This is a genomic window from Burkholderia singularis (assembly GCF_001718875.1).
Lineage (GTDB): Bacteria > Pseudomonadota > Gammaproteobacteria > Burkholderiales > Burkholderiaceae > Burkholderia > Burkholderia singularis.
In genome coordinates this window covers 760,061-771,669 of sequence record NZ_CP013448.1, presented here as the reverse complement: position 1 = coordinate 771,669, position 11,609 = coordinate 760,061, and the positions used below count along the sequence as shown (strand labels likewise).

At 61.9% G+C, this 11,609-nt stretch carries 13 protein-coding genes; 8 read left to right on the top strand and 5 right to left on the bottom strand.

Annotated elements, in window-relative coordinates; translation table 11 throughout:
* Positions 1–71 precede the first annotated feature (71 nt).
* From AQ611_RS03525 to AQ611_RS03515, 3 genes are all read right to left on the bottom strand, one after another.
* Positions 72–1,877, bottom strand: coding sequence for a M61 family metallopeptidase (locus AQ611_RS03525; RefSeq protein WP_069233729.1), 1,806 nt, complete (start codon positions 1,875–1,877; stop codon positions 72–74).
* 120 nt (positions 1,878–1,997) lie between these two features.
* Positions 1,998–2,723: a DsbC family protein gene (locus tag AQ611_RS03520; protein WP_069233728.1), complete on the bottom strand. Its 726-nt coding sequence runs from the start codon at positions 2,721–2,723 to the stop codon at positions 1,998–2,000.
* Positions 2,724–2,835: 112 nt separating this feature from the next.
* The gene (locus tag AQ611_RS03515; protein ID WP_069233727.1) at positions 2,836–4,017 is read right to left on the bottom strand and encodes a UbiH/UbiF family hydroxylase; all 1,182 of its coding nucleotides are present in this window, start codon (positions 4,015–4,017) and stop codon (positions 2,836–2,838) included.
* 235 nt (positions 4,018–4,252) lie between these two features.
* Here AQ611_RS03515 and AQ611_RS26545 point away from each other — a divergent pair, with 235 nt between their 5' ends.
* A complete protein-coding gene (locus tag AQ611_RS26545; RefSeq protein WP_069233726.1) occupies positions 4,253–4,375 on the top strand; it encodes a hypothetical protein in 123 nt (40 codons plus the stop codon).
* Between the two features lie 170 nt (positions 4,376–4,545).
* Positions 4,546–4,911, top strand: a complete 366-nt coding sequence (locus AQ611_RS03505; RefSeq protein ID WP_059520670.1) for a hypothetical protein — start codon at positions 4,546–4,548, stop codon at positions 4,909–4,911.
* A 383-nt stretch (positions 4,912–5,294) separates the two neighbouring features.
* Here the strand turns inward: AQ611_RS03505 and AQ611_RS03500 are convergent, their stop codons facing one another.
* Complete coding sequence (locus AQ611_RS03500; RefSeq protein WP_059520669.1) at positions 5,295–5,825, bottom strand: lysophospholipid acyltransferase family protein; 531 nt, start codon at positions 5,823–5,825, stop codon at positions 5,295–5,297.
* Between the two features lie 69 nt (positions 5,826–5,894).
* Here AQ611_RS03500 and AQ611_RS25335 point away from each other — a divergent pair, with 69 nt between their 5' ends.
* From AQ611_RS25335 to AQ611_RS24380, 6 genes are all read left to right on the top strand, one after another.
* Positions 5,895–6,161, top strand: coding sequence for a hypothetical protein (locus AQ611_RS25335; RefSeq protein WP_125910551.1), 267 nt, complete (start codon positions 5,895–5,897; stop codon positions 6,159–6,161).
* A gap of 127 nt (positions 6,162–6,288) precedes the next feature.
* Entirely contained in the window at positions 6,289–7,383 is a 1,095-nt protein-coding gene (gene ychF, locus AQ611_RS03495) for a redox-regulated ATPase YchF (protein WP_059520700.1), read from the top strand.
* 178 nt (positions 7,384–7,561) lie between these two features.
* On the top strand, positions 7,562–8,791 hold the full coding sequence (locus AQ611_RS03490) for a tyrosine-type recombinase/integrase (RefSeq protein ID WP_069233725.1): 1,230 nt from the start codon (positions 7,562–7,564) through the stop codon (positions 8,789–8,791).
* A 40-nt stretch (positions 8,792–8,831) separates the two neighbouring features.
* Positions 8,832–9,575, top strand: coding sequence for a transcriptional regulator domain-containing protein (locus AQ611_RS25330; protein ID WP_146011825.1), 744 nt, complete (start codon positions 8,832–8,834; stop codon positions 9,573–9,575).
* Between the two features lie 88 nt (positions 9,576–9,663).
* The gene (locus tag AQ611_RS03485) at positions 9,664–9,969 is read left to right on the top strand and encodes a helix-turn-helix transcriptional regulator (RefSeq protein ID WP_317028968.1); all 306 of its coding nucleotides are present in this window, start codon (positions 9,664–9,666) and stop codon (positions 9,967–9,969) included.
* Positions 9,970–10,107: 138 nt separating this feature from the next.
* Positions 10,108–11,211, top strand: a complete 1,104-nt coding sequence (locus AQ611_RS24380; RefSeq protein WP_180978175.1) for a phage/plasmid replication domain-containing protein — start codon at positions 10,108–10,110, stop codon at positions 11,209–11,211.
* Between the two features lie 10 nt (positions 11,212–11,221).
* On the opposite strand, the gene AQ611_RS03475 is transcribed toward AQ611_RS24380, so the two are convergent.
* On the bottom strand, positions 11,222–11,542 hold the full coding sequence (locus AQ611_RS03475; RefSeq protein ID WP_069233723.1) for a helix-turn-helix domain-containing protein: 321 nt from the start codon (positions 11,540–11,542) through the stop codon (positions 11,222–11,224).
* Between the last annotated feature and the right edge of the window lie 67 nt (positions 11,543–11,609).

The following is an 11,609-nucleotide window of genomic DNA, read 5'->3' as shown; positions in this document are numbered from 1 at the left end:
CGGCCGCCCGCGCTCGAGCGGCGGTCACCGCAACGCGCGCCGGCGTCGTCCGCCACTTCCGGCTCAACCGATCAACCCGCCAACCAGCCCGCCATCGCCCGGCGGTGCGCCGGCGATGCCGCTTGCGCCACCAGCTTGTAACGCGCGATCTCCGGGCCGTCGAGCTTGAGTTTCGACACACGCAGTTCATCGCGTCTGAATGCATGGATCTCGACCTTGTCGCCCGGCCGGTAGCGCGCGAGCAGCGCATCGAGATTCGAGCCCGTCACGCGCAGCCCATCGATCGCCACGAGCACATCGCCCGCCGACAGCCCCGCGCGATGCGCGGCGCTGCCCTCGTGGACAACCGCGAGCGTGCACTCCGCGCCGCCGCGCGTGCGCGCGCCAAGCGCCGGCTTGGGCGGTTGCGCGCCGTTTGCCCCGGTATCGGGCGTGAGCGTCACGCCAAACGGCTCGAACAGCTCGGCGAGCGGCAGATCGCGCGTGCCCGACACCGCATCGTCGAACAACCGTCCCAGATCGACGCCGGTGGCCTCGGCGATCAGTGCCTTCACATCGTCCTCGCCGACGCCGCGCTGCGCGCCGCCGCGATAGAAATCGCGCCCGAACCGCTGCCACAACGCGCGCATCACGTCATCGAGCGATTTGCGCTGACGGCTTTGCGCGCGAATCGCCAAATCGAATGCCAACGCGACGAGCGAGCCCTTCGTGTAATAGCTGACGATCGCATTCGACGCATTCTCGTCCTGCCGGTAATACTTGATCCATGCATCGAACGAGCTTTCGGCGACGCTCTGCCTGAGCCGGCCGGCGCCGCGCAGCACGCCGCCGATCGTGCGGCCGAGCGCGCCGAAGTAATCGTCCTGCGAAATCAGGCCGCTGCGCACGAGCATCAGGTCGTCGTAATACGACGTGAACCCCTCGAAGAGCCACAGCAGCGACGTATAGTTTTCGCGCGACAGATCATACGGCGCGAACGCGGCCGGTTTGATCCGCTTGACGTTCCACGTATGGAAATATTCGTGGCTGCACAGGCCGAGATAGGTCCGGTAACCTTCCGTCGTCTCGGCGCGGCCCTTCACCGGCAGATCAGTGCGGCTGCAGATCAGCGCGGTCGACGCGCGGTGCTCGAGCCCGCCATAGCCGTCGCTCACCGCCTGCGTCATGAACACGTAGCGCGGCATCGGCGCGCGCTTCGTCTTCGGCTCGAACAGCGCGATCTGCGCTTCGCACACACGCTTCAAATCCGCCGCGATCCGCTCGAGATCCAGGCCGATCACGCGGCCCGAAATCACGATGTCGTGCGGCACGCCATGCGCTTTGAACGAGGTCAACGCGAATTCGCCGAGCGTGACCGGATGATCGACCAGTTCGTCGTAATTGTCCGCGCGATACGTGCCGAAGCCGTAACGTTTGGTGCCGCGCGCCTCCGTCAGCGAAGTCGCGACGCGCCAGCGCCGGTACGCGTCGCCCGCCGGACGCTCGATCGTCACCTCGCACGGCTCGCCCTCACGCCCGAGCGCGGCAACAAATACGCTGGTGCCGTTGAAGAAGCCGCCGCTGTCATCGAGATGCGCGGCACGCACCGACAGATCCCACGCATAGACGTCGTAGCGCAGCGTGACCGGTCCGTGCGCAGGCGCGGCTTGCCACGTGTGCTTGTCGATCTTGTCGATCCGCAGCTTGCGCCCCGCGTCGTTGAACGCGCGCAGCGTCACGATATGGCGTGCGAATTCGCGCACCATGTAGCTGCCCGGAATCCACACGGGCAGCATGAAACGCTGGCCGGCCGGATCGGGATCGGCAAGCGTGAGCGTGACTTCGAACAAATGGGCAGCGGGATCTTTCGGAACGATCGTGTAGCGAATGGGCTTCATCGTCGGAGTCGGTCGGGGCAGTCGGAAACGGATATGAAAAGAAGCGCCGGCTTGTCGCCGGCGCCTGCGCTGCTGCGAAGAATCTGCGTCACGCCGCTCGGTGACGCACGTTGCGCCGCGTCACTTCACGCCGGCCAGCGCCTGATTCAGCTCGTCGGCGGACACGGCGCCCGGCAGACGCGTGCCGTCGGCGAGGAACACGGTCGGCGTGCCCGTCACGTTCATCCCGCGTCCGAGCGCGAGGTTCTTGTCGAGCGCCGTCGTGTCGCACGTCGCGGCGGCGGGGGCGCGATGCTCAAGCATCCACGCCTGCCATGCCTTCGCGCGGTCACTCGCGCACCAGATCGATTTCGATTTCACCGTCGAATCCGGCGACAGCACCGGATACAGGAACGTGTAGACCGTCACGTTGTCGATCGATTGCAGCGTCGTCTCGAATTTCTTGCAATACGGACAATTCGGATCGGAAAACACCGCGATCCTGCGCGCGCCATTGCCCTTGACGACCTTGATCGCATTCGCAAGCGGCAGGCTCGCGAAATCGATCTTGTTGATCTCGGCCATGCGCGCGGCCGTGAGATTCTTGTGCGTCTTCGTGTCGATGAGTTCGCCGAGCAGCACGTAGTCGCCCGTGGCGTCGCTATAGATGATTTGCGAGCCGAGATTGACCTCGTACAACCCCGCAACCGGCGATTTCGTCACGCTCTTGACCGGCGCATCGGCGCCGAAGCGCGACTGCAGCGCGGCCTTCAGCTTATCGGTGGTCTGGTCTGCCTGCGCGGTACAGCCGAGCGTCGTCGCTGCAACGGCGAGCGCCAGCGAGGCGATGCGAATCGTTTTTTTCATGCTGGATATTCCTTCAGAACATGCGTCGTGCGTCGCCACAGTGTACGACGGCAGCGACGCAGTGTCGGACCGCCACGCCGCGCGAAGGTTCGCCCGGCCGCATATCGCCCGCTTAACCGAGCGCCGATGCGACCAGCCAGCGCTTGACGAGCGGCTGCGCGCCGACGAGCGCCATGCCCGTGTTGCGCACGACGCGCGCAAGCGTGCCGGGCAGCGCGAAGAGCCGCTGCAGGCCGTCGGTGGCGATCATCAGCGCGCGGATGTCCTCGCGGCGCGCGCGTTCGTAGCGGCGCAGCAGCACGGTATCGCCGAGGCCGCGGAACGCTTCGCGCTGCGCGATCGTGTCGACGAGCGCCGCGACGTCGCGCAGGCCCAGATTCATCCCCTGGCCGGCGAGCGGGTGGATCAGGTGCGCGGCATCGCCGACGAGCGCGACGCGCGGCGCGATCAACCGCTCGAGCGTCTGCAGCGCGAGCGGGAAGCCCTGTGCGGGCGTCACGCAATCAAGCGCGCCGAGCCGGCCGGATGTGACACGCTCGACTTCGGCCGCCAGGCGCGCGGGATCGAGTGCGAGCAACGCGTCGGCATGCGCAGTATGCGCGGACCAGACGAGCGACACATGGCCGTCCGGCAGCGGCAGCAGCGCGATGATCTCGCCGTCGCGGAACCACTGATACGCGGTCTCGCGGTGCGGCTGCGACGCCTTGAAGTTCGCGACCACGCCGGTTTGCCGGTAATCGCGCCGTTCGACCTTCGCGCCGATCTGCGCGCGCACCCACGAATGCGCGCCATCGGCGCCGACGACGAGATCCGCCGAGATCACATCGCCGCTCGACAGCGTGAGCACCGCCTCGTCAGGCTTCACGTCGAAGCCTTGCGCGCGCGCATCGAGCCACGTGAGATTGGGCTGGAAGCGCAGCGCGGCATCGAGCGCGGCCTCGATCAGCGACGATTCACCGATCCACGCGAGCTGCGGTACCGACGCCTGAAACGCGGAGAAATGCAGTTCGGCGTGCGCATCGCCGTAGACGCGCATGTCGTAGACGGGCGCAAGCCGGCTATGGTCGAGCGCCTGCCAGACGCGCAGCCGCTCGAGGAGCGCCTGCGAACTCGCCGACAGTGCGTAGATGCGCGCATCGAACGCGCCATCGGCCGAGCGCGGCGCGGCCGGCTGCGCGAGCAGCGCCGTCTTGTGGCCCGCCTGCGTCAGCGCGAGCGCGGCGGTCTTGCCGACAAGGCCGCCGCCGACGACGGCGACGTCGAAGGTCTGAGGGTAGGCAGTCATGGCGCGCATTATAGCCGGGCCTGCCGCCCCGGCCCGCGCGTCGATTTGCGCTCCGTCAGGCTCCGGCAAACTCGCGTGCGCGATCCATCGATTACCGGCCGATGCCAATGTAACCGGCGCGCGCGACGCAACCGGCGCAGCCGGGCAGCCGCATTACGCGCCGCACGTTTTCTTACAAACGCACACCGCCTGTCATACGGCCGGCCGCTACAGTGAACCGGCGTTATTCCGATAGGAGATATCGATGAAACGGATCGCCGCATTCGCCGCTGCCGCGCTCGTGCTGGGCAGCCTGCTTGGCGGTTGCATCGTGGTGCCGGACGGCGGCTACCACCATCACCGCGATTATTACTACGACCGCTACTGACCGGCGCGCCGCGCGGCGCAAGCCGTCGCGCCGGCCGCGCTCGGCGCTTTAAGTATTCCCCCCCACTGAACGGCCCCCTGATCCGGCCTGCCGCGTGCTATCGTTTCTATGACGGCGCGTGAATCGCGCGCGTCGAAAAACCGGTCTCGACCACCACCGTGAGCACGGCCATGAGCGACTTACGCCACCATCTCAATCAACAGGACCGAGTGGAGTTGCTCTGCTGGCTTTGCGTCGGCAACCTCGGTGCGTATTACCTGAACGAAAGCTGGCCCGGCGCGGCGTTCCAAGTTCAGTCGGCACACAAATGGCTCGATCGGCACGCGCGCGAAGCCGACTGGTTGTCGCTCGCGAAACTGTCGCTCATCGCGCTCGATATCGCGAAGCGGCACGCGGATTTCGTCAACGCGTCGTGGGCGCGTGATGCGGTCGAGGAAATTATCGATACTGACGATCTGAATTTCGAATCGCGCCTCGCGCTGCTCGTGCTGGACGATTGCCGCGCGGCGCTCGCCGACCGGCGGATCGCCGATTAGCGTTGCGTCAACCAGCGCCGATCGGAACGATCGATGCCGATAGCGGCGGTCAGCGTGGGCTAAAAGCGGATCATGGCCGCTCGCGGCGGCGGCCGGCGCGATCCGCTCGGCGCGCTACGTACACTGCGGACGGCGCGCTGCCCGCGCCAGCCATCGCCAGCCGCCGATCCGCCATCAAAAATCAGAAATCAGAACCGTGCCGCGCGGCGGTCATCACGTTCGGCCGACACCATTCGATGACCGCGGCGATCGGATATCGCTTGGAGCCGCTCCGCCCGTGAACCTGCCCCGCCAGCCCAAGCGCCACCGCCCGCCGCCCCGTTGCGCCCGTCACGCAGCGCACCGCCACCGGGCTTCGCGCGAATCGGCCCGCGCGGCACCCGTCATCCTTCGATCCGGATGGGCGGAAACCATTTGTCGCCGTTCTTGCCGAAAATCCGGCAGCGATGCGCGCCGTCGATATGCAGGCGGATGATGTCGGCGCCGGATTGCTTCGCGAGCCATTCCACGCCGGGGCGCTCGACGAGCGCATTGCCGTCCGGGCTGATACGGCCCTCCGGAAAGACCATGACGCTGTTGCCGTTCTTGAGTTCGCGCAGCAAACGGCGCATGCCGTAGGGCGAGCCGGAATCGACGGAAACCATGCGGCCGAGCCCCAGCGCCTGTCCGAGCAGAAGCGCCCAGCGGGTGCGCCTGAGGCGGCGCGAATGCAGCGTATCGATGCAAAAAACGAGCCGCACCGGACTCGCGAAAGCGACGAGCAAACCGTCGTGATAGGAAACGTGATTCGCACAAACGATATGGGGCGACGTCTTCAAGCGCGCCACGGTCTCGTCGGACAAAGAAACGCGGGTTCGAAACAGCCGCAGACCGGCCAAACTCAGCCAGCGCGTGAGAATAAATGTCGATTTCATTTCAGCCTCGTTGCTGAACGCCTATGCGATCGACTTCCGGCGCAGATCGATTGGGATAACTGAGCGTCAATGACTGAACGATTACGTCGGCAATGCCTCCTGCTGGCGATCTTCGGTGCCGTGTATCGCGGCCGCAAGCCGGCTGAACGCCTCCGAGCAGGCCGCGCAGCCGCTACTCTATATTTTTTCGCTGTTTTTTTCACCGTTTTCAACGACGTTTTAACACTATTAATCAAGCTCGGATTCAATTTCCGGCGATTAATAATGCTGCAACGCGGCAACCCGATGAATCGGCCGCCCGTTTTTCCTATCGAAAGAAATCAACCGACTTCGTGATTGCCGCCGGGCCGCACGATTTGCCACCGCGCGCGCCTTCTTTTAGGGCTGGATCATGGACGAAAGCGGGCAGCCGAACGCGTTACAATCGCTGCTTCACCGAATCTCCGAAATTCCGAAGGAACCCATGAGCCTCAAATGCGGCATCGTCGGCTTGCCTAACGTCGGCAAGTCCACTCTGTTCAATGCGCTGACGAAGGCCGGCATCGCCGCCGAGAACTATCCGTTCTGCACGATCGAGCCGAACGTCGGCGTCGTCGAAGTGCCCGATGCGCGCCTGAAGGCGCTCGCCGACATCATTCAGCCCGAGCGCGTCGTGCCTGCCGTCGTCGAGTTCGTCGACATCGCGGGCCTCGTCGCCGGCGCGAGCAAGGGCGAGGGCCTCGGCAACCAGTTTCTCGCGAACATCCGCGAAACCGACGCGATCACGCACGTCGTGCGCTGCTTCGAGGACGACAACGTGATCCACGTCGCGGGCAAGGTGAGCCCGCTCGACGACATCGAGGTGATCAACACCGAACTCGCGCTCGCGGACCTCGGCACCGTCGAGAAGGCGCTCGCGCGCTACTCGAAGGCGGCGAAGTCGGGCAACGACAAGGAGGCCGCGAAGCTCGTCGCGGTGCTCGACAAGGCCCGCGCGCATCTCGACCAGGGCCGCGCCGTGCGCGGGCTCGATCTGTCGGACGACGAAAAGGCGCTGCTCAAGCCGTTTTGCCTGATCACCGCGAAACCGGCGATGTACGTCGCGAACGTGAAGGAAGACGGCTTCGAGAACAATCCGCACCTCGACGCGGTGCGCCGGTATGCGGAGGCGGAAAACTCGCCGGTCGTCGCGGTGTGCGCGGCGATCGAAGCGGAAATCGCCGATCTCGACGAGGCCGACAAGGAAGCCTTCCTCGCCGATATGGGCATGGACGAGCCGGGCCTGGATCGCGTGATCCGCGCGGGCTTCAAGCTGCTCGGGCTGCAGACGTATTTCACCGCGGGCGTGAAGGAAGTCCGCGCGTGGACGATCCATATCGGCGATACCGCGCCGCAGGCGGCGGGCGTGATCCATACGGATTTCGAGCGCGGCTTCATCCGCGCGCAGACGATCGCGTATGACGATTTCATCGCGTACAAGGGCGAGCAAGGCGCGAAGGAAGCGGGCAAGATGCGCGCGGAAGGCAAGGAATATATCGTGCAGGACGGCGACGTGATGAACTTCCTGTTCAACGTCTAAGCAAAACTGGCCGTCCAGCGCAAACCGCGCCGCGCCAGCCAAGCCCGCAAACCCTTGTGGTTGCGGGCTTTTTTGTTGCCATGCGGTGCCAGCAACCGCCGGCCGCATCCACAAAAAACCGTATACAAGGCGGTATATAATAGGGGCACAAACCTCAAAACCGTATACGGCAGCCACCATGCCCAAGCTTAACGACGCGCAATGCCGCAACGCCAAGCCGCGCGTAGGCCACAACGGTGAAGCGACGCCTATACGGCTTGCGGACGGTAACGGGCTGTTTCTCGAGGTGAAATCCAAGGGAGCCGGTGTCTGGCGCTATCGGTTCGAACTCAACGGCAAAGCTGGCATATATACCCTCGGCAACTACCCCACTATCGGACTTGCCGAAGCGCGCAAAGAGCGCGAACGCCTGCGGGAGCTGGTGAAACAAGGCATCAACCCCGTTCACGACCGGCAGACGACAAAGGCAACGCGCTTGCTGGCGAATGCCGTGACATTCGAATCCATTGCGAAAGAATGGCTAGGCGCGAAGGACTGGCAGCCGGAGACGAAGGCCCGCCGCCTGGACATGTTCGAACGTGTCGTGTTCCCGTCGATCGGCAAACTCCCGGTCCGCGTCATAACACCGGCACTGGTATTGGAACTACTCAAAAAAGCGATGACAGCGAACGGGCCCAGCGTCGCAGCCGACGCCAAACGATCCATGTCGGGCGTCTTCGAACTGGCGATTGCGACGCTTCGTGCGGAAACGGACCCAGTCTATCCGGTGCGCAAGGCTCTACCGCCCAACAAGACGCAGCACAAGAGGCCGCTTACTACTGAGGAAATTGGCCAGTTCATGCGCGATCTCATTGGATACGACGGCAACTTCCAGACCGTCACTGCGTTCCGCTTAATGTGGCTGACGTTGTGTCGACCGAGCGAGGCCATCGAAGCCGAATGGGATGAGTTCGACCTTGATGCTGGAGTGTGGCGCATCCCAGCAACGCGCATGAAGAAACGAAAAGAGCATACCGTCCCGTTACCGCGACAGGCCATCGAAGGGCTACGTGCAATTCACGGTTTCACTGGCAAGCAACGATTCGTGTTCCCCCATCGCGACGATCGGACAAAACCGATGACGGCCGCTGCGCTACGTCAAGCACTCAAAACGCTGGGCTGGGCCGGAAAATACAGTCCCCATGCAACGCGCACCACCGGCAGTACCCGCTTAAACGAACTGAATTACCCGACCGACTGGATCGAACGACAACTCGCGCACATCGATCAAAACGGAGTTCGGCGAACATATAACCACGCCGAACACTTCGATAGCCGGGCGAAAATGATGCAGGACTGGGCGGACATGCTCGACGCACTTCGAGACGGAGCGAAGATCATTCCGGGACACTTTGGACGAGCCACCTAGACCCAACCATACGGCAGTATCCTGCCGGGAGACCTATAAGATGGTGACGAACAACACATCGACTCTAGCACCGAAGGACCAACAATTTCCCAATGGACTCGAGGTAGCAGACTACGTAGGTTGGGAAAGCTGGGATTATCGGCGGTGGGCGTGGGAATTTCTCCGGCGCAACAACAACTTCCGGCACGCCTGCAATTCGCTACCGCACGATCAGGAGGCTCGCACTGCCAAGAAACGCGAAATCGCCGGGATGTTTGGGCTCCGTCGATTCAAGCACTATGCCGAAGCCTACGATGAAGGCAAATCCGCCGAATTTAGAGCACTGGCGGTATCACCGCGCCCCAAAGGACAGTCCACATCATGGTCGCGCGAGTTACGCAATGACGAAGTCTGCATCGTTTTCAATCTGCGCCCATCACTCTTTGGCAGCGATGCGCTCGACCTCCAAATGAAGAATGCACGGCGCATCATTGAACGGCGAGCGGACGCGCTTCGAACGTCGCTTGGGGTAGACAGAAGAGCCGCCGCACCGAGACCCACGGCGAAGAGCCTTCTCCGCAAATTGATGCTCCTGGATGCCCGGCATCTCGATATTTCATGGGTAGATATCGCGGAAGCGCTTCGAACCCGACCCGGTCAGGATCTGTTTGAACTGAAAGAGGCTGAAAGAAAAGCATACGAACCCGCCGTCGAACTTGCTGAGTACGGGTACCTGGCTTTACTGACATCGAAATCCAGCAGAAAAAGCCTGCAACCGAAGGTCGGCAAAGTACCGACAGCCTGACAAAGCGACAACGGTCCGGCACCGAGCTTACCGGAGAAGACGGAGACGACTTTGGGTGAAGTTGTCTCCTCGAAATGCCTACTCTGAGATGGAAAAATCGAATCCATGCCGTTCCTCACACGGCGTTTTTCGAGGCCCATCCATGAATGAAAAGCATAGTACCGTCGAAGACAAATTGTCCTGCCGCGAGTTGGGTCAAGGCCAATTAGTCCGCATCTTGCCTCGCCCCGAGGTCGAGCGAGTTACGGGAATCTCCCGCTCACTCATCTACGAGCTTGCGAGAGCCGGATCATTTCCCAAGCCGGTTCGCCTCACGTCCAACAGAGTCGGGTGGCTTGAACACGAGGTCCAGGAATGGATTCGAGCAAAGGCCGCGCTTCGAAAGTTTGAATAATCCTCACCCCTCTCTTTCGATGCCTACCTGACACATTGTCGTGCACGCCACCGGCCTCTACGGCAAGCATTGGCGTCCGCAAGCTCTGTAATACATACCCTGTATAGCCAATATGACCCATACACAATGGTGAGAGATATGAGTAGCAATGCAGATCAAATACTCCCTGAGAAGTTCCAAGTCAACGTGGATACAGTGTGCTTCTCAGTAACGGGAGTACAGATGGACGTAGATGAAGTGACGAAAGTCCTTGTTTCAACGCCGGGAGGTGCTCAGCAACAGATTACCAATCGGAAGTCCGTGGCGGGAAAATACGGACGCCACGCCCTGCACTATCGCGTGAAATCAAGGTCTCCACATGACCACGAGTTGTTCGTTGAAGGCTCTCCATTTGCAAATCAATATGGACAGAATGTCTGGTCGAGCGGCAGCGTCAAACTGGCTTGCACATCTACCGTCCGGCGCCTTGTCCGCGAACTGAACATCGACGCAGCATCCGATAAAATCGCCGCATGGAGCGAAGGAAACATCGAGTTGCATCGCGTCGATCTTGCAGTGAATTTTCGGCTCGACTCGAGTCAACGGGTCGACGAGGCACTGACCGTACTCAAGCACATCCTGGTTGCCAAGCGTCGACAGTGCAGCACGCACCGCCGCTATGCCGCATATCGCCCCAAGAGTGGCAAGCAATATCAGATCGCTGTCTATGACAAAGGGGACCAACTGTCGCTGAAAAGTTCAGGCGACCATGCTGGCGATTTGTTTCGCAACCTATCTAAGGAATGCGAAGGAATTCTCCGAATCGAAGTCAGGTTGCGACGCGCTGAACTTCACAAGCTTGGGCTGCCCCTCGCCCGAGACTGGCAGTTGGATACGTCTCGCGAGGTATTCCGCAAATATTTTGCTCGGCTCCCGCTGCACGACGTCACGTTTGGCCCTCTGTCTGCCGCGGACTTCGAGGGCATTGACGAGCGTAGGCGTCCCGCAATGGCATTACATAAGCTCGGAGTTGATTGGAGATTGATCTACTGCGCACGAACACGCGCGCGTCACAAGGCATATTTCAAGGGACGCGGGATTGACTTGGATTGTCCAAACCTCCCCGGACCAGCGATCTCGCTTGCAGAGTTGCTATCGAAACCAGATGCGATAGCAAAAACTCCCCGCTGGTTGATCGAGGCAGACATGGCGCCCCGGCGTAGACGCAAACGACGGCAAGCTAGCTCCAATCACACGAGCTAGCTGCGGCCAGTTACCGCGACGAAAGCTCCCTAGCGAGCGTAAGCAGATTTTCCTTGTGCTCGCTAGGCAGGCGCCCATACAGATCGATCAACTCGGCCAGTTCCGAGTTATCCGCATAGAGATATGCAACGGAAACGCTGAGAACAGCAGCCAACCGCTTCGCGAACTGATAGTCAACTTTGTGAATCCCTAGTTCATATCGGTTGATTCGGGTACTGGCAACGAAAGGATCCAACCCGGCGGCAATCCCGAGTTGCTTCTGTGACATCCCCACTCTCAGCCGAGCCTCTTTGAGGCGCGCACCGAAAACCGACGTTTCCTTGCTGGACATCCCGTAGCCCGTAGACACCAAGGCTACGAATATCGTTGCGCCAACACGTCTGGCATACTACGTTTTT

What these genes read in the sequence shown, in the direction of transcription:
- AQ611_RS03525 (WP_069233729.1), bottom strand. Translation starts at nt 1,877, where the DNA reads ATGAAGCCCATTCGCTACACGATCGTTCCGAAAGATCCCGCTGCCCAT.
- AQ611_RS03520 (WP_069233728.1), bottom strand. Translation starts at nt 2,723, where the DNA reads ATGAAAAAAACGATTCGCATCGCCTCGCTGGCGCTCGCCGTTGCAGCG.
- AQ611_RS03515 (WP_069233727.1), bottom strand. Translation starts at nt 4,017, where the DNA reads ATGCGCGCCATGACTGCCTACCCTCAGACCTTCGACGTCGCCGTCGTC.
- AQ611_RS26545 (WP_069233726.1), top strand. Translation starts at nt 4,253, where the DNA reads ATGAAACGGATCGCCGCATTCGCCGCTGCCGCGCTCGTGCTGGGCAGC.
- AQ611_RS03505 (WP_059520670.1), top strand. Translation starts at nt 4,546, where the DNA reads ATGAGCGACTTACGCCACCATCTCAATCAACAGGACCGAGTGGAGTTG.
- AQ611_RS03500 (WP_059520669.1), bottom strand. Translation starts at nt 5,825, where the DNA reads ATGAAATCGACATTTATTCTCACGCGCTGGCTGAGTTTGGCCGGTCTG.
- AQ611_RS25335 (WP_125910551.1), top strand. Translation starts at nt 5,895, where the DNA reads ATGACTGAACGATTACGTCGGCAATGCCTCCTGCTGGCGATCTTCGGT.
- ychF (WP_059520700.1), top strand. Translation starts at nt 6,289, where the DNA reads ATGAGCCTCAAATGCGGCATCGTCGGCTTGCCTAACGTCGGCAAGTCC.
- AQ611_RS03490 (WP_069233725.1), top strand. Translation starts at nt 7,562, where the DNA reads ATGCCCAAGCTTAACGACGCGCAATGCCGCAACGCCAAGCCGCGCGTA.
- AQ611_RS25330 (WP_146011825.1), top strand. Translation starts at nt 8,832, where the DNA reads ATGGTGACGAACAACACATCGACTCTAGCACCGAAGGACCAACAATTT.
- AQ611_RS03485 (WP_317028968.1), top strand. Translation starts at nt 9,664, where the DNA reads ATGGAAAAATCGAATCCATGCCGTTCCTCACACGGCGTTTTTCGAGGC.
- AQ611_RS24380 (WP_180978175.1), top strand. Translation starts at nt 10,108, where the DNA reads ATGAGTAGCAATGCAGATCAAATACTCCCTGAGAAGTTCCAAGTCAAC.
- AQ611_RS03475 (WP_069233723.1), bottom strand. Translation starts at nt 11,542, where the DNA reads ATGTCCAGCAAGGAAACGTCGGTTTTCGGTGCGCGCCTCAAAGAGGCT.